This is a genomic window from Paenibacillus sacheonensis (assembly GCF_009909195.1).
In the GTDB taxonomy this organism is placed as follows: Bacteria; Bacillota; Bacilli; order Paenibacillales; family Paenibacillaceae; genus Paenibacillus_Z; species Paenibacillus_Z sacheonensis.
In genome coordinates, this window is the sequence record NZ_JAAAMU010000029.1 from 1 (window position 1) to 23,206 (window position 23,206).

General features: G+C 53.3%; 26 protein-coding genes, 1 rRNA gene and 1 other annotated feature. Of the genes, 26 read left to right on the forward strand and 1 reads right to left on the reverse strand.

Annotated elements, in window-relative coordinates; all coding sequences use genetic code 11:
- The 8 genes from rrf to pssA all read left to right on the forward strand — a co-directional run.
- Positions 1–104, forward strand: a 5S ribosomal RNA gene (gene rrf, locus GT003_RS30070); the annotation flags it as partial.
- Between the two features lie 323 nt (positions 105–427).
- A complete protein-coding gene (locus GT003_RS30075; protein ID WP_161705019.1) occupies positions 428–889 on the forward strand; it encodes a CtsR family transcriptional regulator in 462 nt (153 codons plus the stop codon).
- A 35-nt stretch (positions 890–924) separates the two neighbouring features.
- Positions 925–1,464, forward strand: coding sequence for a protein-arginine kinase activator protein McsA (gene mcsA / locus GT003_RS30080; RefSeq protein ID WP_161705021.1), 540 nt, complete (start codon positions 925–927; stop codon positions 1,462–1,464).
- A 56-nt stretch (positions 1,465–1,520) separates the two neighbouring features.
- On the forward strand, positions 1,521–2,561 hold the full coding sequence (gene mcsB / locus GT003_RS30085; RefSeq protein ID WP_170312394.1) for a protein-arginine kinase McsB: 1,041 nt from the start codon (positions 1,521–1,523) through the stop codon (positions 2,559–2,561).
- Positions 2,562–2,563: 2 nt separating this feature from the next.
- A complete protein-coding gene (locus GT003_RS30090; protein WP_161705025.1) occupies positions 2,564–5,023 on the forward strand; it encodes an ATP-dependent Clp protease ATP-binding subunit in 2,460 nt (819 codons plus the stop codon).
- Positions 5,024–5,225: 202 nt separating this feature from the next.
- Entirely contained in the window at positions 5,226–6,593 is a 1,368-nt protein-coding gene (gene radA, locus GT003_RS30095) for a DNA repair protein RadA (protein WP_161705027.1), read from the forward strand.
- A gap of 14 nt (positions 6,594–6,607) precedes the next feature.
- Positions 6,608–7,684 carry a DNA integrity scanning diadenylate cyclase DisA gene (gene disA, locus GT003_RS30100; protein WP_161705029.1) on the forward strand — a complete coding sequence of 359 codons (1,077 nt, stop codon included), beginning with the start codon at positions 6,608–6,610 and terminating at the stop codon, positions 7,682–7,684.
- Between the two features lie 158 nt (positions 7,685–7,842).
- Complete coding sequence (gene pssA / locus GT003_RS30105; protein WP_161705031.1) at positions 7,843–8,595, forward strand: CDP-diacylglycerol--serine O-phosphatidyltransferase; 753 nt, start codon at positions 7,843–7,845, stop codon at positions 8,593–8,595.
- A gap of 112 nt (positions 8,596–8,707) precedes the next feature.
- Here the strand turns inward: pssA and GT003_RS30110 are convergent, their stop codons facing one another.
- Positions 8,708–9,103 (reverse strand): nucleoside triphosphate pyrophosphohydrolase family protein, encoded by a 396-nt coding sequence (locus GT003_RS30110; protein WP_161705033.1) that lies wholly within the window; start codon positions 9,101–9,103, stop codon positions 8,708–8,710.
- Positions 9,104–9,291: 188 nt separating this feature from the next.
- Here GT003_RS30110 and GT003_RS30115 point away from each other — a divergent pair, with 188 nt between their 5' ends.
- From GT003_RS30115 to GT003_RS30200, 18 genes are all read left to right on the forward strand, one after another.
- The gene (locus GT003_RS30115; RefSeq protein ID WP_161705035.1) at positions 9,292–10,386 is read left to right on the forward strand and encodes a PIN/TRAM domain-containing protein; all 1,095 of its coding nucleotides are present in this window, start codon (positions 9,292–9,294) and stop codon (positions 10,384–10,386) included.
- A gap of 86 nt (positions 10,387–10,472) precedes the next feature.
- Complete coding sequence (ispD, locus tag GT003_RS30120) at positions 10,473–11,195, forward strand: 2-C-methyl-D-erythritol 4-phosphate cytidylyltransferase (RefSeq protein ID WP_161705037.1); 723 nt, start codon at positions 10,473–10,475, stop codon at positions 11,193–11,195.
- Complete coding sequence (ispF, locus tag GT003_RS30125; RefSeq protein ID WP_161705039.1) at positions 11,192–11,677, forward strand: 2-C-methyl-D-erythritol 2,4-cyclodiphosphate synthase; 486 nt, start codon at positions 11,192–11,194, stop codon at positions 11,675–11,677. The genes ispD and ispF overlap by 4 nt, the downstream gene beginning before the upstream one ends.
- A gap of 39 nt (positions 11,678–11,716) precedes the next feature.
- Positions 11,717–13,174, forward strand: coding sequence for a glutamate--tRNA ligase (gene gltX, locus GT003_RS30130; RefSeq protein WP_161705041.1), 1,458 nt, complete (start codon positions 11,717–11,719; stop codon positions 13,172–13,174).
- Positions 13,175–13,702: 528 nt separating this feature from the next.
- Complete coding sequence (gene cysE / locus GT003_RS30135) at positions 13,703–14,389, forward strand: serine O-acetyltransferase (RefSeq protein ID WP_161705043.1); 687 nt, start codon at positions 13,703–13,705, stop codon at positions 14,387–14,389.
- Positions 14,386–15,786 (forward strand): cysteine--tRNA ligase, encoded by a 1,401-nt coding sequence (gene cysS / locus GT003_RS30140; RefSeq protein WP_161705045.1) that lies wholly within the window; start codon positions 14,386–14,388, stop codon positions 15,784–15,786. The genes cysE and cysS overlap by 4 nt, the downstream gene beginning before the upstream one ends.
- A complete protein-coding gene (locus tag GT003_RS30145) occupies positions 15,771–16,247 on the forward strand; it encodes a Mini-ribonuclease 3 (protein WP_161705047.1) in 477 nt (158 codons plus the stop codon). The genes cysS and GT003_RS30145 overlap by 16 nt, the downstream gene beginning before the upstream one ends.
- Positions 16,247–17,011, forward strand: coding sequence for a 23S rRNA (guanosine(2251)-2'-O)-methyltransferase RlmB (rlmB, locus tag GT003_RS30150; RefSeq protein WP_161705049.1), 765 nt, complete (start codon positions 16,247–16,249; stop codon positions 17,009–17,011). Before GT003_RS30145 ends, rlmB begins: the two co-directional genes overlap by 1 nt.
- Positions 17,012–17,013: 2 nt before the next feature.
- Positions 17,014–17,535 (forward strand): NYN domain-containing protein, encoded by a 522-nt coding sequence (locus GT003_RS30155; RefSeq protein WP_161705051.1) that lies wholly within the window; start codon positions 17,014–17,016, stop codon positions 17,533–17,535.
- Between the two features lie 286 nt (positions 17,536–17,821).
- On the forward strand, positions 17,822–18,472 hold the full coding sequence (gene sigH, locus GT003_RS30160) for an RNA polymerase sporulation sigma factor SigH (protein ID WP_161705053.1): 651 nt from the start codon (positions 17,822–17,824) through the stop codon (positions 18,470–18,472).
- A 320-nt stretch (positions 18,473–18,792) separates the two neighbouring features.
- Entirely contained in the window at positions 18,793–18,942 is a 150-nt protein-coding gene (rpmG, locus tag GT003_RS30165; RefSeq protein WP_090583192.1) for a 50S ribosomal protein L33, read from the forward strand.
- A 20-nt stretch (positions 18,943–18,962) separates the two neighbouring features.
- Positions 18,963–19,172 (forward strand): preprotein translocase subunit SecE, encoded by a 210-nt coding sequence (secE, locus tag GT003_RS30170; protein ID WP_161705055.1) that lies wholly within the window; start codon positions 18,963–18,965, stop codon positions 19,170–19,172.
- Between the two features lie 32 nt (positions 19,173–19,204).
- Positions 19,205–19,738 carry a transcription termination/antitermination protein NusG gene (gene nusG / locus GT003_RS30175; RefSeq protein WP_161705150.1) on the forward strand — a complete coding sequence of 178 codons (534 nt, stop codon included), beginning with the start codon at positions 19,205–19,207 and terminating at the stop codon, positions 19,736–19,738.
- A 55-nt stretch (positions 19,739–19,793) separates the two neighbouring features.
- Entirely contained in the window at positions 19,794–20,219 is a 426-nt protein-coding gene (gene rplK / locus GT003_RS30180; protein ID WP_090583195.1) for a 50S ribosomal protein L11, read from the forward strand.
- A 141-nt stretch (positions 20,220–20,360) separates the two neighbouring features.
- On the forward strand, positions 20,361–21,053 hold the full coding sequence (gene rplA / locus GT003_RS30185; RefSeq protein WP_161705057.1) for a 50S ribosomal protein L1: 693 nt from the start codon (positions 20,361–20,363) through the stop codon (positions 21,051–21,053).
- A gap of 18 nt (positions 21,054–21,071) precedes the next feature.
- Positions 21,072–21,232, forward strand: a sequence feature (ribosomal protein L10 leader region).
- Positions 21,233–21,291: 59 nt separating this feature from the next.
- Positions 21,292–21,789, forward strand: coding sequence for a 50S ribosomal protein L10 (gene rplJ / locus GT003_RS30190; RefSeq protein WP_161705059.1), 498 nt, complete (start codon positions 21,292–21,294; stop codon positions 21,787–21,789).
- A gap of 72 nt (positions 21,790–21,861) precedes the next feature.
- A complete protein-coding gene (rplL, locus tag GT003_RS30195) occupies positions 21,862–22,224 on the forward strand; it encodes a 50S ribosomal protein L7/L12 (protein ID WP_161705061.1) in 363 nt (120 codons plus the stop codon).
- A 92-nt stretch (positions 22,225–22,316) separates the two neighbouring features.
- The gene (locus tag GT003_RS30200; RefSeq protein ID WP_161705063.1) at positions 22,317–22,919 is read left to right on the forward strand and encodes a class I SAM-dependent methyltransferase; all 603 of its coding nucleotides are present in this window, start codon (positions 22,317–22,319) and stop codon (positions 22,917–22,919) included.
- Positions 22,920–23,206 lie beyond the last annotated feature (287 nt).

The following is a 23,206-nucleotide window of genomic DNA, read 5'->3' on the forward strand; positions in this document are numbered from 1 at the left end:
GCGGAGGGGAACCACGCGTACCCATCCCGAACACGACCGTTAAGCCCTCCAGCGCCGATGGTACTTGGACCGCAGGGTCCTGGGAGAGTAGGACGTTGCCAAGCACGATGAACCGACTGCAACTTGCAGTCGGTTTTTTGTTGTTTATAAATCTTTTTCAGGCGGTTAATCATATAGTGGTATGCATAGGTCTGACCGGAATGTTGTGAATACGGCCTCATCCGCGTATAAATAGGCGGGATCCGCCCAAGCTAGTAAGGTAAGGGAAACATAAAAATCGCTTGCCGCAAGCCGCTTGACCTTTTTTGGAATTTGCGTATAATGGAGTTAAGGTCAAAGAAAGTCAAAGTCAATTTGACTAAAAACTTTGACGATTAAGATTATTTAATGGTAAGAGTGGTTTGGGCAATTTAGGGAGGTTGGCGAAATGCGCAACATTTCCGATCTCATCGAGCAGTACCTCAAGCATATGCTAAAGGAAAGCCCCGGCGGCGCAGTGGAGCTGCAGCGTAATGATTTGGCGGATCGCTTCTCTTGCGTGCCTTCCCAGATCAATTACGTAATCGGTACCCGCTTCACACTGGAGAAAGGCTATTTCGTGGAAAGCAAACGCGGAGGCGGAGGTTATATCCGCATTCAACGCGTGGAACTGCCGACGCTGTCCGCCCTTCAGGAACATCTCGTTCAAACCATTGGCGAGCAAGTGGACCAGGATACGGCGGAAGGGGTTATTTATCAACTGGAGGAAGGGAAACTGATTTCCCGAAGGGAAGCAAATTTACTTCGGGCGGCGGTTTCCCGCGATTCCTTGGTCGTGAAGCTCCCGCTGCGCGACGAAATTCGTGCACGGCTGCTTCGGGCAATGCTTGTTACGCTGCTCATGAAGTAGGCTGCGCAGCCTTGCAAGAGGAGGGATAGTGCGGAATGCTTTGTCAGGAATGCGAGAAGAAGCCGGCTACGCTTCATTTTACGAAGATCGTGAACGGGGAAAAGACGGAGTTTCATATTTGCGAAGCTTGCGCACGTGAACGGGGAGAAGGCATTCCCGGCACCGCGAACGGTTTCTCCATTCACAGTCTCTTGTCGGGCTTGCTGGATTTTGAACAGGCAAGCGCGATGAACGCCATAGGCGCGAAGCCGCAGCAACAAATACGCTGCGAGAACTGCGGACTGACGTATACGCAATTCAGCAAGATGGGCCGCTTCGGTTGCAGTAATTGCTACGTGCAATTCGGAAACAAGTTGGACCCGATTCTGAAGAGAGTACATGGCAGCACGTCGCATGTCGGTAAGGTACCGAAGCGTGCCGGCGAGCAAATTCAGCTAAGGCGTGAGATCGAAGCGTTGAGACTTGATTTGCAGACGAGGATCGAGCAGGAGGATTTCGAGAATGCGGCCCAAATTAGAGACCGGATTCGCGAGCTTGAACGCAATGTAGCCGAGGCCGAGGAAAAGCACGGTTAGGAAGGTGATTCAGAGTGTCGAAGCGGTCTTATGTCGAGGAAGCGCTGAGTGATTGGATGAAAGGCAATGGCCCTGAAGCCGATGTCGTAATCAGCAGCCGAATTCGCATCGCTCGCAATTTAACGGGACATCCGTTTCCGATGCTGGCCACGAATCAGCAGGCGCAAGACGTGATGAAGCAGCTTACGGCCGTCGCCGACACCGGGAAGCTGGAGGACTATGGTCCGTTCGAGACGATTGCATTGTCGCAGCTTAGCGAACTTGAACGCAGAGTACTCGTTGAGAAGCATCTCATCAGTCCGAACTTGGCCAATGAGTCGCGCAGCGGAGCGGTTATGCTAAGCGGGAACGAAGCCGTCAGCATTATGGTGAATGAAGAGGATCATTTGCGGATTCAATGCCTTTATCCCGGTTTTCAAATCAAGGAGGCCTGGGGGCTTGCTAGCCGCATTGACGATATTTTCGAAGAAGAAACCGATTATGCATTCGATGAACGCAGAGGCTATTTGACTAGTTGTCCGACGAATGTCGGTACGGGTATCCGCTCATCGGTGATGATGCATTTGCCGGGTTTGGTGCTTACTCAGCAAATCAATCGTATCTTGTCGGCCATTACGCAAGTGGGGCTGGCGGTGCGGGGGATTTACGGGGAAGGCAGCGAGGCGACCGGAAATTTGTTTCAGATATCGAATCAAATTACGCTTGGACAGTCCGAAGGCGAGATCATCGAGAATCTGCATAACGTAGCCCGCCAAATCATCGAGCATGAACGAGCCGCAAGGCAGCGTCTTCTCGAAGATTCCAAAGTGCGGCTAGAGGACCGCGTACAACGATCTTACGGGATTCTGTCGCATGCGATGATCATGGACTCCAAGGAGGCTGCTCAGCGCCTGTCCGATGTTCGATTGGGGATCGATCTCGGGCTCATTGGAGACGTATCGCCCCAGGTCATGAACGAAATGATGGTATTAACGCAGCCGGGTTTTCTCCAGCAGGTGTTCAACGAAAAAATGTCGCCCGAACAGCGGGATATCCGGCGTGCGGAACTTATACGTAAGCAGTTGCAGCACAGCGAATCTGATCATGGGGGTGTGTGAACATGATGTTTGGACGATTTACCGAACGGGCACAGAAGGTGCTCGCATTAGCGCAGGAAGAAGCGGTTCGTCTCGGTCACAATAATATCGGTACGGAGCACATTTTGCTCGGCCTGAACCGAGAAGGGGAAGGCATCGCAGCCAAAGCCTTGATCGGCCTTGGCCTTAGCTTGGAGAAGATTCAGGACGAAGTGGAGTCGCTCATTGGACGCGGTCAGGAACAACCAACTAACATCGCGTACACGCCGCGCGCGAAGAAGGTCATCGAGCTCTCGATGGACGAAGCGCGCAAGCTGGGTCATACGTATGTCGGCACGGAGCATATTTTGCTCGGTCTGATTCGCGAAGGCGAAGGCGTTGCGGCACGCGTACTCAATAATCTCGGCATCAGCCTGAATAAGGCGCGTCAGCAAGTGCTGCAGCTGCTCGGTAGCAGCGAAGCCGTATCCAGCAGTCACGGTGCGCCTGCCAATGTCAGCACGCCGACGCTGGATGGCCTAGCCCGCGACTTAACGTCGTATGCCAAAGACGGCAACCTGGATCCGGTTATCGGCCGGAGCAAGGAAATCGAGCGCGTTATTCAAGTGCTTAGCCGCAGAACCAAGAACAATCCGGTCCTTATCGGCGAGCCCGGGGTCGGTAAAACGGCCATCGCCGAAGGCCTGGCTCAAAAAATCATCGCCGGCGAAATTCCGGAGACGCTTCGCGACAAACGCGTCATGACGCTCGATATGGGCTCGGTCGTAGCTGGAACGAAGTATCGCGGCGAGTTCGAGGATCGCTTGAAAAAAATCATGGACGAAATTCGCCAAGCCGGAAATATCGTGTTGTTCATCGATGAGCTTCATACGCTGATCGGAGCAGGCGGCGCAGAAGGCGCGATCGATGCGTCGAACATTCTGAAGCCCGCGCTTGCCCGCGGCGAGCTGCAGTGCATCGGCGCCACGACGCTGGACGAATATCGTAAATATATCGAGAAGGACGCCGCTTTGGAGCGCCGCTTCCAGCCGATTACGGTCGACCAGCCGTCGCCGGAAGAAGCCATTCAAATCCTGCACGGCCTTCGCGACCGCTATGAAGCGCATCACCGGGTGAAAATCACGGACGAAGCCATCGAGCAAGCCGTTAAGCTGTCGGATCGGTATATTACGGACCGCTTCCTCCCGGATAAAGCGATCGACCTGATCGATGAGGCGAGCTCCAAAGTACGCTTGAAATCGTACACGGTACCGCCTAATCTTAAACAGCTGGAGAACCGTTTGGAGGATATCCGCAAGGAGAAGGACTCCGCCGTTCAAAGCCAAGAGTTCGAGAAAGCGGCTGCGCTTCGCGATACGGAACAGAAGATCCGCGAAGAGCTCGACGTGACGAAGAACCAATGGAAAGAAAAACAAGGCCGTACCGACTCAGAGGTAACGCCTGACGACATTGCGCAAATCGTAGCGAGCTGGACCGGCATTCCGGTATCCAAGCTTGCCGAAGAAGAAACGCAGCGTCTGTTGAAAATGGAAGAAATCCTTCATGACCGCGTCATCGGTCAAAGCGAAGCCGTCAAATCGGTATCCCGCGCGATCCGCAGAGCGCGTGCAGGCTTGAAGGATCCGAAACGTCCGATGGGCTCGTTTATTTTCCTCGGCCCTACCGGGGTCGGTAAAACGGAGCTTGCCCGTGCACTAGCGGAAGCGATGTTCGGCGACGAGAACGCGGTCATTCGCATCGACATGTCGGAGTACATGGAGAAACACTCCACGTCGAGACTCGTCGGCGCGCCTCCAGGCTATGTCGGCTACGAAGAGGGCGGTCAGTTGACGGAGAAAGTCCGCCGCAAACCGTACTCGGTCGTGCTGCTCGACGAAATCGAGAAGGCCCATCCGGAAGTGTTCAACATCCTGCTTCAAGTGCTTGAGGACGGCCGGTTGACCGATTCCAAAGGTCGGGTCGTCGACTTCCGGAACACGCTGATCATTATGACGTCGAACGTCGGCGCCGATCAAATCAAGCGCAATTCCTCGCTCGGCTTCACCGCCGCGCAGGATGCGGGCCGCGACTTTAACATCATGAAAGAAAAAGTGCTGGCGGAGCTCAAGAAAAGCTTCCGTCCGGAGTTCCTGAACCGGATCGACGAAACGATCGTGTTCCATTCGTTGGAGCAGGAGCATATCTCTCAAATCGTCACGCTGATGTCCGAGGAGCTTCGCAAGCGTCTGCGCGAACAAGAAGTAGACTTTACGCTGACGGATTCCGCGAAAGCGTTCCTGGCCAAAGAAGGCTTCGACCCGCAATACGGCGCGCGTCCGCTGCGCAGAGCGATCCAAAAGCATATCGAGGATCGTCTCTCCGAGGATCTGCTCATGGGTAAAATCTCCAAAGGGCATACGCTCGTCATCGACGAGAAGGATGGCGAATTGACGGTTACGCATGTCGACAGCGCTCCGCCGGCGGAAGAACCGGCAACGAAATAAGCAAGTTGCATCGCATACTCCTCATCCCCTGCGTCCAAGCAGCGGGTGAGGAGTATTTTTATATGCCGAGCTTGAACCGATTTCTTCGCTGATCCGTATGAACCGTTGACGGCATTCGGCGCTTTGACGGAATTTAAGGTTTAATCGCACCGGTTTAAATGGTAAACTTTGAAGGATACGTCTTTTGCATAAGGAGCCGCTCATGGCAAAACTTAAAACCAAGTTCGCATGCACGGAATGCGGTAATGAATCGCCCAAATGGATGGGCAAATGCCCGGGATGCGGGCAGTGGAATACAATGGTGGAAGAGAAAGAAACGGTCGTCAAAACGCAAGGTATGGGTTCGACGCTCATTCAGACGAAAGAAAAGCCGCGACCGATCATACATATAGAAAGTGGTCAGGAAAAGCGGATCGAAACAACGAATAAAGAGCTTAACCGCGTATTGGGCGGAGGCGTCGTTCCGGGCTCGCTCATTCTGGTCGGCGGAGATCCTGGAATCGGCAAATCGACGCTGCTTCTGCAGACGTCGCATGCGCTGGCTTCCAAGAAGCTGACGGTGCTGTATATTTCCGGTGAGGAATCCGTCCGTCAGACGCGGCTGCGCGCCGATCGGCTGGGTGCGTTGTCCGATACCCTGTACGTGCTGTGCGAAACGAACATGGAGCAGATCAATGACGCGATCGAATCGGTCAATCCCGATTTCCTCGTCATCGACTCGATCCAGACGGTCTACGATCCCCAGGTGCAGTCGGCGCCCGGAAGCGTCTCCCAAGTAAGGGAATGTACGGCGCACTTCATGCGTGTCGCCAAAATCAAAGGCATCGCGACCGTGCTTGTCGGCCATGTCACCAAAGAAGGCGCCATCGCGGGACCGCGTATGCTGGAGCATATGGTGGATTGCGTACTGTACTTCGAAGGGGAACGCCATCATACGTACCGGCTTTTGAGAGCGGTGAAGAACCGATTTGGCTCCACGAACGAGATCGGCATCTTCGAAATGGTGGAGGATGGACTTCGGGAAGTGAATAATCCATCCGAGCTGTTCTTGTCGGAGCGCCCGATGGGCGTATCCGGCTCCACTGTCGTGGCCAGCATGGAAGGAACGAGGCCAGTGCTTGTCGAGATGCAGGCTCTGGTAGCGACGACGAATTTCCCCTCGCCGCGGCGAATGGCAACGGGTATCGACCACAACCGGATGACCTTGATCGTCGCGGTGCTGGAGAAACGAATGGGCATGTTCCTGCAGACGCAGGATGTCTACTTGAACGTCGCCGGCGGTATACGGCTGGATGAGCCGGCGGTCGATTTGGCTGCCGCGGTAAGCATTGCGTCAAGCTTTAAGGATGCGCCAACAAGGCCATACGACGTGTTTTTCGGGGAAATCGGGTTAACGGGCGAGGTTCGCGCGGTTTCACGCGCGGAGCAACGGGTGAAGGAAGCACATAAGCTCGGCTTCAAGCGCGTCATCATGCCGAAGAAGAGCATGAAGGGCTGGACCCCGCCAGCGGGGATTGAAATCATCGGCGTTGAGACGGTCGCAGAAGCGCTGTCCAAGGCATTCGGATAAAGAGGGGGAAGATCATGAAGGAGTCGAACCAGGCAGAAATGGTCAATCAGCTGCTCCAGATGGTCGCGCCCGGCATGGCGTTTCGCGAAGGGCTGGACAACGTGCTGCGGGCCAAGACAGGAGCGCTTATCGTCGTCGGCTACAGTCCGGAGGTCATGGAGGTCGTGGATGGGGGATTTTCCATCAATTGCGATTTCTCCCCGAACTATTTATACGAGCTTGCCAAAATGGACGGCGCGATCATCTTGAGCGAGGATCGCAAACGAATCTTATATGCCAATACGCAGCTCATCCCGGACAGTTCGATTTCGTCGAGCGAGACGGGGATCCGGCATCGCACGGCGGAACGGGTGGCCAAGCAGACGGGCAAGCTCGTCGTATCCATCTCGCAGCGGCGCAACGTCATCACGTTATACCAGGGGCAGTTCCGGTACTCGTTGAAAGAAATGGCCGTTATTCTCACGAAAGCGAATCAAGCGATTCAAACGCTCGAGAAATACAAGTCGGTCCTCGGTCAATCGTTTACGAACCTGTCCGCGCTGGAATTCGAGGAGATGGTTACGCTCCAGGAAGTGGCGCATGTCATTAAGCGGGTCGAAATGGTCATCCGAGTCAAAATGGAAATCAAGCGCTATGTCAACGAGCTTGGCACGGAGGGCCGGTTGATCAGCATGCAAATGGATGAGTTGGTCGGCGGCGTGGAGGAGGAATCGTGGTTCCTGCTGAAGGATTACGTGCGAGATCCCTCCGAGGAGCGCGTACGCGAAATTCGGGCCAACATCCGCAAGCTGACGTCCGAGGAGCTGTTGGAACTGCCGCAAATTCTTAAGCTGCTTGGCTATAGCGGCATTAGTGCAGCCTCGGAGGAAATGGTTGCGCCGCGCGGCTATCGACTGCTCAGTCGGATACCGCGATTGCCTGCAGGGATTATCACCAATTTGGTCGAACGGTTCGGAACGCTGCCGCATGTGCTGATGGCGACGATCGAGGAATTGGACTCCGTTGACGGTATCGGCGAGGTTCGCGCACGTGCGATCAAGGAAGGTCTGAAGCGGATCCAAGAGCAGATGTTCATTGACAGACAAATTTAAATCCCATACAATGAGGGAATGCAGACGGAAGCTGGGTACAGTTTACAATTAACACCTTTGTCGCACATGGAGCTTCAAACCGAAGTTTCGTTCTCAAGTTTGCCCTCCAATACTGCGAGCTGCGGTTTTGGGGCATAGTAAAGATGAGGTGGAGCAAAATGATCACGAAGTCGATACCGAGTCTTTTTACGGTGGCGAATTTGTTTCTCGGCATTATTGCCGTTATTCTTGTTTTTCCCGACAATGCGAAGCCCGAGCTGGCCGCAATGATGGTGATCATCGCCATGCTGATGGATGGCGTAGACGGTCGGGTCGCGCGGGCGCTTAACGCGCAGAGCGAGTTTGGCAAAGAGTTGGATTCCTTGTCGGATGTCATCTCCTTTGGAGTTGCCCCGGCATTTATCATGTACAGCGTTGCATTCCAGGAGCTTAACTCCGCGGCCGCATGGATCATCACGGCGCTGTTCCCGATCTGCGGAGCGCTGCGGCTGGCAAGATTCAACGTCGTCTCCGGAATGCCGGGTTACTTTATCGGTCTTCCCATACCGGCAGCAGGCGGCGTATTGGCTACGCTGGCGCTGTTCCACAAAGATATCGCGTTATCCGTCCTGATGGCAAGCACGCTGGTGCTTTCATGCCTGATGGTCAGCACGATCCGTTACCCGAACTTTAAGAAGCTGGGCATTCCGAAGAACGCGATTTGGGTAGTACCCATTATCGTCGTCGTTGTCGTCGCTCTTGGAATTCTATTTCCGCATCACTTATCCAAAATCATTTTCGTGCCGCTTGTGCTCTATGCGCTGTACGGCCTAAAAAAAAACGTTGATCGCCGTCTCCCGAATAGAAAACGGAAACGTCGGCTCGAGAATCAGCTTCAAGAAGAAGCGGTTCCCGGTGAACATAGCGCTTAAACCGCGCAGGATAACAAAGACCGCCTAGCTCCCTTACCAAGGGAACGGGGCGGTCTTTGTTGTTTCCGTTGCGCCTTCTGGAGCTGATGCAACTCCGTGCCTCGACGAGCGGTTAAGTTAAATTAAACAGTCCAAGCGTGCTGCATTTGTCGGATTCGCGCTCAATGACATCGTCGAGCTTGATGTCGAGCAGGTTCGCCATGGCCGACATATAGAAGAGGTTGCGGCCCAATTCGTTCTGGATGGCTTCCTTGCAATGCTCGCAAAGCTCGCCGTTGATGTGATGATGCAGCTTGGTCTTGGCTTTCTCGAGATTAAAATCATCCTCGTATTGCTGCTTGCGGGCATTGAGTTCGATGCACCCGCATTCGGTGACGGATTTGGCCACGGCGCGGTTAACGGATGCGCCGGATTGCCCGTATTTGGACAGAACGTCCAGTAAGCTGCGATGACGCAGCAGCAACTCGGATACTTGCTGCTGGAATTGCTCCAACGTTGGTGCATTCATCGGTTCCACCTCATTTCAGGAATGGGTTGCTGTGCTCTTATTATAAGCCTCGGCGCGCCTCATTTCAAAACGGATTTGCGTGTTTTGTCCCCCTATTGGCGCAAGTTAATAATTTCTAATGGAATCCCGTCCTCCAGGCGATTAACGTGACAATAATTGGAACATAATTGTAATGGAGGTGGATTTATATGATGAAACGAATGATTCAAGGCATTGGCTTATTGTTTGGCGGCGTTATGGGGGCACAACTATTCGGCTCCGTAAACAGCGGCTTAAGCTTCACGGCGTCTACGAGCGGCATTATGCAGCATTCAGGCAGTTACTACATGAGTGCGGGCATCGGAGCCGTATGCGGATTTGCGATTGCATCGATGGTTGCGGGTCCTCTGCTCAAATGGATCGATCAGGGAACGGAACGCGCTTCCGCGATGCCGATTGGTGATTTGCTTTCGGGCGGAGCGGGATTACTGGGCGGCTTGGCGCTCTCGGCACTACTTTATCCGGCTATGTCCGGGCTTGAAGGCGCTTGGATGGTTATTCCGGTGGCGCTGACCGTATTCTTGGGCTATGCGGGCATGAGAATCGGCCTGAATAAGCGAGCGGAGCTGGCAGAAGGAATCGCGGCAATCTCGGAACGCAGCGCGAAGTCGGTACAGCAGGACGAAGAGAGCAGCTATGAAGAGCATAAAATTTTGGATACGAGCGTCATTATAGATGGCCGGATAGCTGATATTTGCAAAACCGGGTTTATCGAAGGAACGCTCGTCATTCCGGAGTTCGTACTGGAAGAACTGCAGCATATCGCGGATTCGTCGGATCTGCTGAAGCGTAATCGCGGCCGCAGAGGCTTGGATATTCTGAATAAAATCCAGAAAGAGCTGGACGTTAAAGTATTGATCTACGAAGGTGACATGGAAGAAGGCGAAGTCGACAGCAAGCTGGTGAAGCTGGCCAAGGCGCTGCACGGCAAAGTCGTCACCAACGATTTCAACCTGAACAAGGTTTGCGAGCTGCAGGGCGTATCGGTGCTGAATATCAACGATCTCGCGAATGCGGTGAAACCGGTAGTGCTGCCTGGCGAGGAGATTGTCGTTCAGGTCATTAAGGACGGTAAAGAACACGGACAAGGCGTCGCCTATCTGGACGATGGCACGATGATCGTGGTGGAAGGCGGCAGGGACTACATCGGCACGACGATGGAAGTGCTCGTGACGAGCGTGCTGCAAACGTCGGCGGGTCGGATGATCTTCGCCAAGCCGAAGCTGTTGGAAAAAGCGCTCTAAAGCGGTATGATAGTACACGGATGATTCTCCGCTGCCGACAATGGTTTGGCGGAAAATCGAAGTATACGACGCGGGGCGGTTGAAGCATGGCAGATCAAGAGGCAACATGGGGCGTCGTCATCGTGGCGGCGGGACGCGGTACGCGGATGGGAACAGTAGAAAGCAAACAGTATTTGCTGCTGCGGGACAAGCCTATTCTCGTACATACCTTGCAAACATTCGAAGCCATGAGCGAGATAGCGGCCATGTGCCTCGTTGTCGGACCGCAGGATGTGGAGCGCTGCGAGGCGCTTGTCTCGGATTATGGGCTGCATAAAGTCAAGTCGGTTACGGCGGGCGGCAGCGAACGGCAGCATTCCGTCCAGCAGGGGCTGCGCGCGCTGGACGGCGTCGCTGATTGGGTAATGGTGCATGACGGCGTGAGGCCTTTCGTGACGCACAAGGCGGTACGCGCATGCATGGCGAAAGCGATGGAGACTGGCGCAGCCGTGCTGGCCGTGCCCGTCAAAGATACGATTAAGCAAGTGAACGATAACGGCATCATTACCGCGACACCCGAACGGCGAAGCTTGTGGGCGATTCAAACGCCGCAGGCTTTTCGCCGTTCTTTGCTGGTGCAGGGGTTGGAGAAGGCCGCGGCCGACCGATTCGTCGGAACCGACGATGCCATGGCGGTCGAACGGCTTGGCGTCGCGGTATCGGTTGCCGAAGGAGACTATACGAACATCAAAATAACGACACCGGATGACTTGCCGTATGCGGAGTTTCTGCTGGCGACCCGGGAGCGGGAGAGAGGAACGGACGTATGATTCGAGTGGGACAGGGATTCGACGTGCATCAACTGGTGGAGGGACGCCCGTGTATTATCGGGGGCGTGACGATTCCGTACGAACGGGGGCTGCTCGGGCATTCCGACGCGGACGTGCTGCTGCATGCGATCAGCGATGCGGTTTTGGGCGCGCTCGGCCTCGGCGATATCGGCAAGCATTTTCCGGATACCGATCCGGCCTTCAAGGATGCGGACAGCGTGAAGCTGCTCCAGCATATATGGGGACTTATTAAAGAGCGGGGATATAAGCTCGGCAATGTGGATGCGACGATCATCGCGCAGCGACCGAAGATGCTGCCGTATATTCCTCAAATGGTCGATGTCATCGCTGGTGCCCTCGAGGCGGAAGAGAGCTCTCAGGTAAACGTGAAAGCGACGACGACAGAGCAGCTCGGCTTCGCCGGACGCGGCGAAGGGATTGCCGCCCAGGCTGTTGTATGCCTCGTAAAAGTTGTGCTATGATTCAGCAATACAAGAGATGACGGGAGGAGTCGACAGGTCATGTCCGATTCAATCAGAGTGCGCTATGCGCCGTCTCCGACGGGGCATCTGCACATCGGGAACGCCAGAACGGCCTTATTTAATTACTTGTTCGCCCGCAATTTGGGCGGGAAATTCATCATTCGCATCGAAGATACCGACGTCAAACGGAACGTCGCGGGCGGCGAAGAGAGCCAGCTGACGTATTTGAAATGGCTCGGCATCACATGGGATGAGAGCGTCGATATCGGCGGCGGCTACGGACCGTATCGTCAGACGGAGCGGCTCGACATTTACCGTGATTATTGGCAGGAGCTGCTGGACCGCGGTCTGGCTTACCGATGCTACTGCACGGAGGAAGAGCTGGAGCAGGAGCGGGAAGAACAGACGGCGCGCGGTGAAATGCCGCGTTATTCCGGCAAGCACCGCAATCTGACGGCGGAGGAGCGGGCTGCGTTCGAAGCGGAAGGCCGCATTCCGAGCGTTCGTTTCCGCGTTCCGGAAGGCAAGACATACGTGTTCAATGACTTGGTTAAAGGACAAATCAGCTTCGAGTCGGATGGCATCGGCGATTTCGTCATCGTGAAGAAGGACGGTATCCCGACCTATAACTTCGCGGTCGCGTTGGATGACCATTTGATGGCAATCAGTCACGTGCTTCGCGGAGAAGACCATATCTCCAATACGCCGCGCCAGCTGATGATTTACGAAGCGTTTGGCTGGGAGCCGCCGGTGTTCGGCCATATGACGCTGATCGTGAACGAGAACCGCAAGAAGCTCAGCAAGCGCGACGAATCCATCATTCAATTCATCGAGCAGTACGACAAGCTGGGTTATCTGCCCGAAGCGATGTTCAATTTCATTGCGCTGCTCGGGTGGTCGCCCGAGGGCGAACAGGAGATTTTCACGCGCGACGAATTGATCGGTGCGTTCACGGCCAATCGCCTCAGCAGGAGCCCTGCCGTATTCGATACGAACAAGCTGGCTTGGATGAACAATGAATATATGAAGAAAACGGAGATCTCCCGCGTCGTCGATCTCTGTCTGCCGCATCTGGAAGCGGCGGGACGCGTGACCGGCGTATTGTCCGATAGTCAGTACGGCTGGGTAAGCGATCTCGTTGCTTTGTATCAGGACAAACTTCGCTCCGCCTCGGAAATCGTGCCGCTTACGGAGCTGTTCTTTCTCCCGGAGCCCGCGGACGAAGAAGAAGCGGCTGCGGTACTTGCCGAAGAGCAGGTCCCGGCAGTGCTGGCGGCTTTTCTGGAGCAGGTCAAAGCGATGGAAGATCTCACGGTTGATGGGATTAAAGCAGCGATCAAGTCGGTTCAGCAAGCCACGGGTTTCAAAGGCAAACAGCTGTTCATGCCGATTCGCGCCGCATTGACAGGGCAGACGCACGGTCCCGATCTCAACGCGACCATCGTCTTGCTCGGCCAAGTTAAGGTGCAGGAACGGCTGTCGGCTCGTTTGGGATAGCCGGCTTCATCCGTCAGAACGGGCGGCAGGCCACTTGTCAGTTCTAGGACTGTGGGCTATACTTGAACTAACTCAATCCGTACCAATCGTACCGTCGATGAGTTCGACTACAATTATAAGGCATAGAACAGGATCGTTTATTTCAATCGGAAATGACAGAGATGGCGACCTTTCGAACGGAGCCGCACGAGGGAGTTCGTTCGATCGGGTGGAAGTCGCCGCTTTCCGGAGATAGACATTGCGCCTGGGAGCCGCATCTCCGAACTGCCGTGCGCAGGGTGGGCGATGACGAACGCGTCCTCGTTACGGACGAATGAGATCGTACGCTGCGAAAGCATGCGCTGCGAAGCAGAGTGGAACCGCGTTGAAAATACGCCTCTGCAGCCTTTTATGGGCTGCGGGGGCTTTTTGTTTGCCTGTCCAGTGCGAAGAGGGGCCGTTTAGGCACAGGCAGAATGAAAACTTGCCGCGCCGCTGTTGGCGGCGGTGAGCCGCTTCACCTTGGTTTGTAGAGAGGGGGACTTGACCATGCTGCGCAATATGAAATCCGACATCCAGGCCGTACTCGAGAATGATCCCGCTGCGCGCAATATGTTCGAGATCGTGTTCACGTACTCGGGGCTTCATGCCATCTGGGCGCATCGGATCGCACATCGATTATTCAAGCGCAAATGGTTTACGCTCGCCAGAATGATCTCGCAATTGAGCCGGTTTTTCACGGGTATCGAAATTCATCCCGGCGCGCGTATCGGAAATCGGTTGTTCATCGACCACGGAATGGGCATCGTCATCGGGGAAACGTGTGAAATCGGCGACAATGTCATCATTTATCAAGGCGTTACGCTGGGCGGCACGGGCAAAGAGAAGGGCAAGCGGCATCCGACGATCGGCAATAACGTCGTCATTGCTTCGGGAGCGAAAGTTCTAGGGTCCTTCACCGTTGGAGACAATGTGAATATCGGCGCGAATTCCGTCGTGCTGCGCGAGGTCCCTGCCAATAGTACAGTGGTCGGCATACCGGGTCGGATCGTCAAGCGTAATGGCGCACGGGTAAACGATCGGCTCAATCATGCCCAGCTTCCCGATCCCGTCATTGAAATGCTGCGGGCCATGCAGAAGGAAGTATCGGATCTGCGGGCGGAGCTGGAGCAAGAGAAAGAGTTGGCGAAGGAAAGAAATAAACAGCCTGTAGCTGGAGGAGAACCAAGACTATGACCTTACGAATTTATAATACATTGACGCGCGAGAAGGAAGATTTCAAGCCCCTTGTACCGGGTAAAGTAAACATGTACGTTTGCGGACCGACGGTCTATGACTATATTCATATCGGCAATGCGCGTCCGGCGATTTTCTTCGATGTCGTGCGCCGTTACCTGGAATCGCTCGACTACGATGTTCGCTACGTGGTGAACTTTACCGACGTCGATGACAAATTGATCCGTAAAGCGGAACAGCTGGGAACGACGGTTCCGGAAGTGGCTGAACGGTTCATTGCCGCTTTCAACGAGAATATCGAAGGGCTGGGCATTCATAAAGCGACGATGAATCCGCGCGTGACGGAGAATATTCCGGAGATCATCGCGTTTATCGAAGAACTGGTTGCGAATGGCCACGCCTACGAGAACGGCGGCGATGTGTTTTTCCGAACGGGCATGTTCCCTGACTACGGCAAGCTCTCCCATCAGAACTTGGAGGAGCTGCAGCTAGGTATTCGGATCGGCGTCGACGAGCGTAAGGAGAACGGTCAGGACTTCGTGTTGTGGAAGGCGGCGAAGCCCGGAGAGATCAACTGGGCGAGTCCATGGGGACCGGGGCGTCCGGGCTGGCATATCGAATGCTCGGCAATGGCGCGCAAGTATTTGGGTGAGACGCTCGACATCCATGGCGGCGGGCATGACCTTCAGTTCCCTCATCACGAGTGCGAAATTGCGCAATCGGAATCGGTAACGGGCAAACCGCTCGCTACATATTGGATGCACAACGGGTATATTAATATCAACAACGAGAAAATGTCCAAATCCCTCGGCAACGGAATCACGGTTCAGGACATGCTGACGCGCATCAAGCCGGCGGTTATCCGGTACTTCATGCTTTCGGCTCACTACCGGAGCCCGCTGAACTTCAGCGACGAAACGATCGCGCAGGCGGAGAACAGCATCGAGCGCATCGCCAATTCCGTCGCGAATATCAAACATCGCCTGGAAGCCGCGGTCAGTGAGCCTGGAGAGGAACTGGCCCCGCTGAAGGCACGCATCGAAGACATTAAAGCGCAATTCAATGCCAAAATGGACGACGACTTCAATACCCCGGATGCGATTACCGCCGTATTCGAACTGGTCAGCGAGGCGAACCTGCATTTGCAGCGGCCAGTGGTATCCCCGGAGGCGCTGCAGCTCCTGCTTGCGGCATTTGAAATGTTTGACCGCGTGCTCGGGTTGCTGGCAGCCGACGAAGCGCTGTTGGATGAGGAGATCGACGCGCTCATCGTAGAACGTACGGAAGCCAGAAGCAGCAAGAATTGGAAGCGGGCTGACGAGATCCGGGACCTGCTCGCCGAGAAAGGGATCGTCCTGGAAGATACGCCGCAGGGTATTCGATGGAGACGCAAGTGAAGGGCGGCCGATCCGACGAACTGAATCTGTGGTTTCATGAGCCGACCAAACCGATCAATCTCATGAATCCCATCGTACTTGCTTATATCGGGGATGCCGTCTATGAAGTGCTCGTGCGCCAGTATTTGATTTCGCTGCCTAACCATAAGCCGAACCACTTGCATAAACAAGCGACACAATTCGTATCGGCCAAAGCACAGTTTCTCATTCTCGAGAAATGGCGTCCGCATCTGAGTGAAGCGGAAGCGGACGTCGTGCGGCGGGGACGCAACGCGAAGTCGGGCACGATGCCCAAAAACGCAGATCCTGCGCATTACAAACAAGCGACGTCGCTGGAATGCCTCGTCGGTTACTTATATTATGGGAAGCAGGTCGGTCGACTGCGAGAGCTGATGGCCATCGCTTTCGGCGAAATGGATGACACGCCGGTCGAGGCCGGCATAAACGAAGGAGAATCATAATGAGCGAACATGAAGAAGAGTCCTCACAGGAATGGATAGCAGGCAAGCATCCGGTTATGGAAGCACTGCGCTCCGGACGTGAGATCAATAAAATTTGGGTGGCCGAGCAGGCGCAGAAGAACGCGCAGCCTATGATGCTGGAAGCCAAGAAAGCGGGTATCATCGTCCAAATCGTAGATAAGCGCAAGCTGGATCAAATGGTGGATGGCATGGCTCACCAAGGGATCGTCGCGCAAGCGGCGGCTCATCGATATTTTGAAGTCGACGAATTGTTGGCACGCGCGAAGGAAAGCGGTGAGCTCCCGTTCTTTTTGCTGTTGGACGAGATCGAGGATCCGCATAATCTGGGATCCATCCTGAGGACAGCGGAGTGCACTGGTGTACATGGCGTAATCATTCCGAAACGCCGGTCTGCTTCTCTGACGGCAACGGTAACCAAAACATCCGCAGGCGCGGTGGAGTATGTCCCCGTAGCACGGATTACGAATATGGCCCAAACGATCGACAAGCTCAAGGAAGCGGGCGTTTGGGTAGCGGGCGCCGATGTCGGCGCGGAGCGAGATGTATTCGCATCCGGCATGAAGTTCGACATGCCGCTGGCGATCGTCATTGGCAACGAGGCGAAGGGGATCGGAAGACTGATTCGCGAGAAATGCGATTTTCTCATCAAGCTCCCCATGCACGGGCAATTGAATTCATTGAACGCGTCCGTCGCTGCCGGCGTGCTGATGTATGAAGTATTGCGGCAGCGTATTGGCAAGTAGCCGTGCGGCGGCGCGATGACGTTCTGCTCGTTGACGGCTACAATATGATCGGCGCTTGGCCGGAGCTTGCGTCCTTGCGGGACAAGGGGTTGGAGGATGCGCGCGACCGTTTGCTCGAGATGCTTGCGGATTACCAGGGCTTCACGGGGTTGATGGTCGTCGTCGTGTTCGACGCGCATCAAGTGCCGGGCGCAGGATCCACGTTCAAACAGCACCGCTTGACGGTTGTCTTTACGAAGGAGAAGGAAACGGCTGACGCCTGCATCGAGCGGCTTGCCGCGGAGCTTGCCATGCGAAGCCGCAACATTCATGTCGCCACGTCCGACATGGCCGAGCAGCACGTGACCTTCGGTAAGGGAGCGCTTCGCTTATCCGCCCGCGAGCTGCTCATCGAACTCAAACAGAACCGTAAAGCGATTGAACAAAAGGTTGAACATAAGAGCCAAGTCCGCAATGAGCTGGATGGCAATCTTAGCATGGAAGTCCGCTTGAAATTAGAAAAGTGGCGCAGGGGCGGAAAGTGACCGGATCCATATGCCATGCGCAAGTGAGGTTATTTGACGTATAAACCAAAATTAACGGTTTGAAATCCCATTTATTCCATATAGTTAGTGTTGTTTTGCGGTGATCCTCATTGACGTTTAAAGGTTACGTACTGTATACTGGGTCTATGTTTCTGAACGGTGATAGCTGCTAGATTATCCCATATTCTAGCGAACACGATCTGTTGATAAGACATTGCGGGCCGGTAAATAGTTTTAGCTGCTGAAGTTAAGGGCTTTTATGCCTTTCGAGCCGGAGGGATTGTTCGTGAGCATCGACCTCAGAGATTGGAAAACGCTGGACTTTGACTGCAAAACGGACGAAGACGTGGTCGAATTGGTTCGCGAAGGCGACGGCGAAGCGTTGGAGTATTTAATTAATAAATATAAGAACTTTGTCCGTGCCAAAGCGCGTTCCTATTTTCTCATCGGGGCCGATCGCGAAGATATTGTGCAAGAGGGCATGATCGGGCTTTATAAAGCAATACGGGATTTCAGAGGCGAGAAGCTGGCGTCGTTCAAGGCATTCGCTGAGCTGTGCATCACGAGGCAGATCATTACGGCCATTAAGACGGCTACGCGCCAGAAGCACATTCCGCTGAATTCATACGTCTCGCTGGACAAGCCGATCTACGACGAAGATTCCGACCGGACGCTTCTGGACGTCATCTGCGGGACCCGCGTATCGGATCCGGAAGAGCTGATTATCAACCAGGAGGAATTTGTAGGCCTGGAAGACAAGATGTCTGAGATATTGAGCGACTTGGAACGCAAAGTATTGATGCTTTATTTGGATGGAAAATCCTACCAGGAAATCGCCGTTGATTTGGACCGCCACGTGAAGTCGATCGATAATGCGTTGCAGCGCGTGAAGCGCAAGCTCGAGCGATATTTAGAAGTTCGAGATATCGGAATTTAACTTTGTCTAATTAGAGCCGTTAAGGCTCTTTTTTAATGGGAAGGGTTTTCGGCGTTTGAAACCACGGATTGGTGACGATACTGGTTGATGACGAAGAGAAAATTTTCGCCTGTTTGCGCTGTTGTGCCTCGAGCCAAAACGTACAATTGCCTAGCTGATAGAGAGGTGCTGCGGCACGGTTTTCCATTGACACTCCCTAGTGCTTGTGATAAAGTGTTTTGGTAGCCCTAAATAGGTCTTTTTTTATTATGGGTCAATCAGGCTAGATTCACATACAGCGCAGCAAACTTTATCCATGCTTAGTTTGGGAGGTGTCAACAATGCGGGTAATTATTACGTTGGCTTGCACAAACTGCAAACAAAGAAACTATGCTTCCAGCAAGAACAAACGGAATCACCCCGACCGTATTGAGATGAAGAAGTTTTGCAAGTATTGTAACGAGCATACTCCTCATCGCGAAACAAGATAGGTCATTTTGGAGGTGTGGACGTGGCATTTTTAGCTAAACTGAAGCAAAGCTTCGGGTCGACGTTTTCCTTCTTCACCGACAGCTTCGCGGAATTGAAGAAAGTCCGCTGGCCAAGCCGAAAAGAATTGACTAGCTATTCGCTCGTGGTTTTCTTCACGATCATAGCGATGACAATTTACTTCTGGGTACTTGACATTGGAATTTCCGCATTGGTCGAACTGATTGTTTAAGAAGGGGCCAAGGGTGGCTTGTTATGGAAATGATGGAAAAAAGATGGTATGTTGTTCACACCTACTCGGGTTATGAGAACAAAGTGAAAGCGAACCTCGAGAAGCGTGTTGAATCTATGGGCATGGAGGACAAGATCTTCCGCGTGCTCGTCCCGATGGAGGAAGAAGTGGTAGACAAGGACGGTAAGAAAAAGACCGTCATGCGTAAAGTTTACCCCGGCTATGTCCTCGTCGAGATGGTTCAAACCGACGATTCTTGGTATGTGGTTCGTAACACTCCAGGCGTAACCGGATTTGTCGGTTCGACAGGCTCTGGTTCAAAACCAACTCCGCTTTTGCCTGATGAAGTGGAACAAATTTTGAAACACATGGGCATGGAAGAACCGAAACCGAAAATCGAATTCGATTTGAAGGAAACGGTGCGCGTTAAGGTCGGGCCATTCGCTAACTTTGTCGGAACGGTGGAAGAAATTCTGCTCGACAAAAGCAAGCTGAAGGTTCATGTCAACATGTTCGGCAGAGAGACGCCAGTTGAGCTGGACTACGGCCAAGTGGAAAAGGTCTAACTAGACCTGGTCTGCGCTGCGGACGTGTGATTACTACGGCAAGGAGGTGTTCATCATGGCAAAAAAGGTCATCAAGTTGGTAAAACTGCAAGTTCCAGCGGGTAAAGCGAATCCGGCTCCGCCGATCGGTCCAGCGCTAGGTCAAGCAGGTGTTAACATCATGGCGTTCTGTAAAGAGTTCAATGCTCGTACGGCTGATCAAGCGGGACTTATCATTCCGGTTGTAATCACCGTATTCGAGGATCGCTCGTTTACATTCGAAACGAAAACGCCGCCGGCTGCTGTACTTCTTCGCGTTGCTGCTAAGATCGCTAAGGGATCGGGCGAGCCTAACAAGAAGAAAGTCGCAACGGTTAAGCGTTCCGTCGTTCGCGAGATCGCTGAACAAAAAATGCCTGACCTTAACGCAGCTTCTGTAGAAGCAGCAATGCGCATGGTTGAAGGTACTGCACGCAGCATGGGCGTTGTCATCGAGGACTAATCGTCGATTGGCACACATGCTTTATAGACACGCTAGAGTGCGTTGTCTGACCGGTGGGGCGCAGTGTTCCATCGGGTGGGAGGGTCTCCGGGGATAGATTGGAGGATTTTCCGCTACTACCACATAAGGAGGAAATTTCTAATGGCTAAACACGGCAAGAAATACCAAGAAGCTGTAAAGCTGATTGACGTAGAAGCGACTTACGAGTCTGCCGAAGCGATCGAGCTTGTTAAGAAAGCCGCTACAGCGAAATTCGACGAAACGGTTGAAGTTGCTGTGCGTCTGGGCGTAGATCCTAAGAAACAAGACCAAGCCGTTCGTGGCGTCGTTGTACTTCCGCACGGTACTGGTAAAACGAAACGCGTTCTCGTTTTTGCTAAGGGCGACAAAGCCAAAGAAGCAGAAGCCGCTGGCGCGGATTATGTCGGCGATGCTGACGTAATCGCTAAAATTCAACAAGGCTGGTTCGAGTTCGACGTTTGCGTCGCGACTCCGGACATGATGGCTGAAGTTGGTAAGCTCGGCCGTATCCTCGGCGGTAAAGGCCTTATGCCTAACCCTAAGGCGGGTACTGTAACGTTCGACGTTACGAAAGCCGTGCAAGAAATCAAGGCTGGTAAGATTGAATACCGTCTTGACAGAGCAGGTCAAATCCATGCACCAATCGGTAAGGTATCGTTCGACTCCGAGAAGCTGAACGAAAACTTGAAAACGCTGATTGATGCTCTGAACCGCGCAAAGCCTGCTGCGGCTAAAGGGGTTTACCTGAAAGGCATTTCCGTTTCCTCCACGATGGGACCTGGCGCGCGTTTGAACGCTGCTTCGTTCCGCTAAGAGATCAGACGGGAATTTGAGAATCGAATATGCATACCGAAGACAGTAGGTGCCGGCCACCGGCTTAATTCCCTACCGAGGTGTTATGATAAACGTGTTTGTGCGCCCATCCTTGCGGTGGGCGAGTAACGGACCATCATGGCCTTCGCTCTGTCTGCGGGGGCCTTTCTCATGCATCGCGGGGAAGGATTCCGCTGCAACAATCGGGATGTTGACAACATAACGGGAGGTGTACATTTTGGCAAACGCAAAAATTATTGAAGGTAAAGAGCAGGCAGTTGCGGAAATCACGGCGAAACTTCGCGAGAGCTCCAGCACGGTCGTAGCCGATTACCGTGGTCTTAACGTTGCGCAAGTAACGGAACTGCGTAAACAATTGCGCGAAGCTAACGTCGAGTTTCAAGTCTTGAAAAACTCGCTCGTTCGCCGTGCGACTGCAAACGCAGAACTGAGCGAATTGGATGCTGTTCTTGCTGGCCCAACGGCTATCGCATTCAGCAAAGAGGACGCAGTTGCTCCAGCCAAAATTCTGGCTGACTTCGCTAAGAAGAACGACGCTTTGAAACTTAAAGGCGGCGTAGTTGAAGGTCAAGTATTTAATGCGGATCAAATCAAAGCGCTGGCAGACCTGCCATCCCGCGAAGGTTTGCTCTCCATGCTCCTCAGCGTGCTCCAAGCACCTATGCGCAACTTCGCCCTTGCGGTTAAAGCTGTTGCAGAGAAGCAAGAAGCTTAGGAAATCTTTTAATTCCGGCTTGCCGGATCATTGGCACGACCAAACTAAAACAAATTATTGGAGGTTTATCTCATGAGTAAAGAGCAAATCTTGGAAGCCATCAAAGGCATGAACGTTCTTGAACTGAACGACCTGGTTAAAGCAATCGAAGAAGAATTCGGCGTAACTGCTGCAGCGCCTGTAGCATTCGGCGGCGGCGCAGCTGCAGCTGTAGTCGAAGAACAATCCGAGTTCGACGTTATCTTGAACAACGCTGGTGCTTCCAAAATCAACGTTATCAAAGTCGTTCGCGAAATCACAGGTCTTGGCCTGAAAGAAGCGAAAGATCTTGTTGACGGCGCTCCTAAAGCAATCAAAGAAAAAGTATCCAAAGAGGATGCTGAAGCTGTTAAAGCTAAACTCGAAGAAGCTGGCGCTTCCGTAGAAGTGAAGTAATTACCCGCTCATCAGAGGCAGACCCCTTGAAGCGTTCGCTTCAAGGGGTTTCCTTATGAATGGGCATGCCGGCAGGAAACAGGAGGGAAAGCATGTCGGACCATTATTACACGCAAACGCCGGGAGCCAGGCATGATCGTCAGCAGCTTGAAACCGTGCTTCGCGGGAATAAACTGCGTTTTACGACGGATGCAGGCGTCTTTTCGAAGACGGGCATAGATTTTGGAAGCCGCGTGTTGATTGATGCGCTTGAACTTGGCGAACGCGATCGCATTTTGGATGTCGGCTGCGGCTACGGTCCCATTGGCATCACAGCTGCGAAGCTTGCTCCGGCCGGGAACGTGACAATGATCGATGTCAACGAGCGGGCCGTTGCGCTGGCAAATGAGAATGCCATATTGAATGGCGTGAGCAATGCGGCTGCCGTACAGAGCGATATTTATGAGAGTATCCAAGGACAGCTATTCGATGTGATTATTACGAATCCGCCAATCCGGGCTGGTAAAGAGGTCGTGCACCGAATCTTTGAGGAAGGCTTCCACCTGTTGAAGCCGGGAGGATCCATGTGGGTCGTCATTCAGAAGAAGCAAGGGGCGCCGTCAGCGGAGGCCAAGCTTGAAGCTGTCTATGGCTTCGTGGAGGAAGTGACGAAAGAAAAAGGATACCGCATATTCAGGGCTCGCAAAGAGCAATAGGGAAACAGAATCATTTATTGACGCGACTTCCCCGATGTGGTATCATTATAAAATGTCAGCATTAAAATGGGCGCATTCTCTTTAGTCGACTAAAATGTCAAGCGCTATTTTAAACGTATAAAAGAAGCGGATTTGACGTATAATGTTTACATTTTGGGTCAAAATTACTTGATATGAGACTTTTACCGGTTGTGCCGCGTAGAACGTTGACTGACAGAAGCACGCTCTTTTTTCGAATTTTCGATAAGGGCTTTTCTTTATTTGAATCAGAATTTGCCTGCTGCACA

What these genes read in the sequence shown, in the direction of transcription:
- radA (WP_161705027.1), top strand. Translation starts at nt 5,226, where the DNA reads ATGGCAAAACTTAAAACCAAGTTCGCATGCACGGAATGCGGTAATGAA.
- rpmG (WP_090583192.1), top strand. Translation starts at nt 18,793, where the DNA reads ATGCGGGTAATTATTACGTTGGCTTGCACAAACTGCAAACAAAGAAAC.
- rlmB (WP_161705049.1), top strand. Translation starts at nt 16,247, where the DNA reads ATGAGCGAACATGAAGAAGAGTCCTCACAGGAATGGATAGCAGGCAAG.
- mcsB (WP_170312394.1), top strand. Translation starts at nt 1,521, where the DNA reads ATGAAAGGCAATGGCCCTGAAGCCGATGTCGTAATCAGCAGCCGAATT.
- ispD (WP_161705037.1), top strand. Translation starts at nt 10,473, where the DNA reads ATGGCAGATCAAGAGGCAACATGGGGCGTCGTCATCGTGGCGGCGGGA.
- disA (WP_161705029.1), top strand. Translation starts at nt 6,608, where the DNA reads ATGAAGGAGTCGAACCAGGCAGAAATGGTCAATCAGCTGCTCCAGATG.
- rplL (WP_161705061.1), top strand. Translation starts at nt 21,862, where the DNA reads ATGAGTAAAGAGCAAATCTTGGAAGCCATCAAAGGCATGAACGTTCTT.
- cysS (WP_161705045.1), top strand. Translation starts at nt 14,386, where the DNA reads ATGACCTTACGAATTTATAATACATTGACGCGCGAGAAGGAAGATTTC.
- mcsA (WP_161705021.1), top strand. Translation starts at nt 925, where the DNA reads ATGCTTTGTCAGGAATGCGAGAAGAAGCCGGCTACGCTTCATTTTACG.
- cysE (WP_161705043.1), top strand. Translation starts at nt 13,703, where the DNA reads ATGCTGCGCAATATGAAATCCGACATCCAGGCCGTACTCGAGAATGAT.
- rplK (WP_090583195.1), top strand. Translation starts at nt 19,794, where the DNA reads ATGGCAAAAAAGGTCATCAAGTTGGTAAAACTGCAAGTTCCAGCGGGT.
- gltX (WP_161705041.1), top strand. Translation starts at nt 11,717, where the DNA reads ATGTCCGATTCAATCAGAGTGCGCTATGCGCCGTCTCCGACGGGGCAT.
- GT003_RS30145 (WP_161705047.1), top strand. Translation starts at nt 15,771, where the DNA reads ATGGAGACGCAAGTGAAGGGCGGCCGATCCGACGAACTGAATCTGTGG.
- nusG (WP_161705150.1), top strand. Translation starts at nt 19,205, where the DNA reads ATGGAAAAAAGATGGTATGTTGTTCACACCTACTCGGGTTATGAGAAC.
- ispF (WP_161705039.1), top strand. Translation starts at nt 11,192, where the DNA reads ATGATTCGAGTGGGACAGGGATTCGACGTGCATCAACTGGTGGAGGGA.
- GT003_RS30110 (WP_161705033.1), bottom strand. Translation starts at nt 9,103, where the DNA reads ATGAATGCACCAACGTTGGAGCAATTCCAGCAGCAAGTATCCGAGTTG.
- GT003_RS30115 (WP_161705035.1), top strand. Translation starts at nt 9,292, where the DNA reads ATGATGAAACGAATGATTCAAGGCATTGGCTTATTGTTTGGCGGCGTT.
- GT003_RS30200 (WP_161705063.1), top strand. Translation starts at nt 22,317, where the DNA reads ATGTCGGACCATTATTACACGCAAACGCCGGGAGCCAGGCATGATCGT.
- rplA (WP_161705057.1), top strand. Translation starts at nt 20,361, where the DNA reads ATGGCTAAACACGGCAAGAAATACCAAGAAGCTGTAAAGCTGATTGAC.
- GT003_RS30075 (WP_161705019.1), top strand. Translation starts at nt 428, where the DNA reads ATGCGCAACATTTCCGATCTCATCGAGCAGTACCTCAAGCATATGCTA.
- GT003_RS30090 (WP_161705025.1), top strand. Translation starts at nt 2,564, where the DNA reads ATGATGTTTGGACGATTTACCGAACGGGCACAGAAGGTGCTCGCATTA.
- pssA (WP_161705031.1), top strand. Translation starts at nt 7,843, where the DNA reads ATGATCACGAAGTCGATACCGAGTCTTTTTACGGTGGCGAATTTGTTT.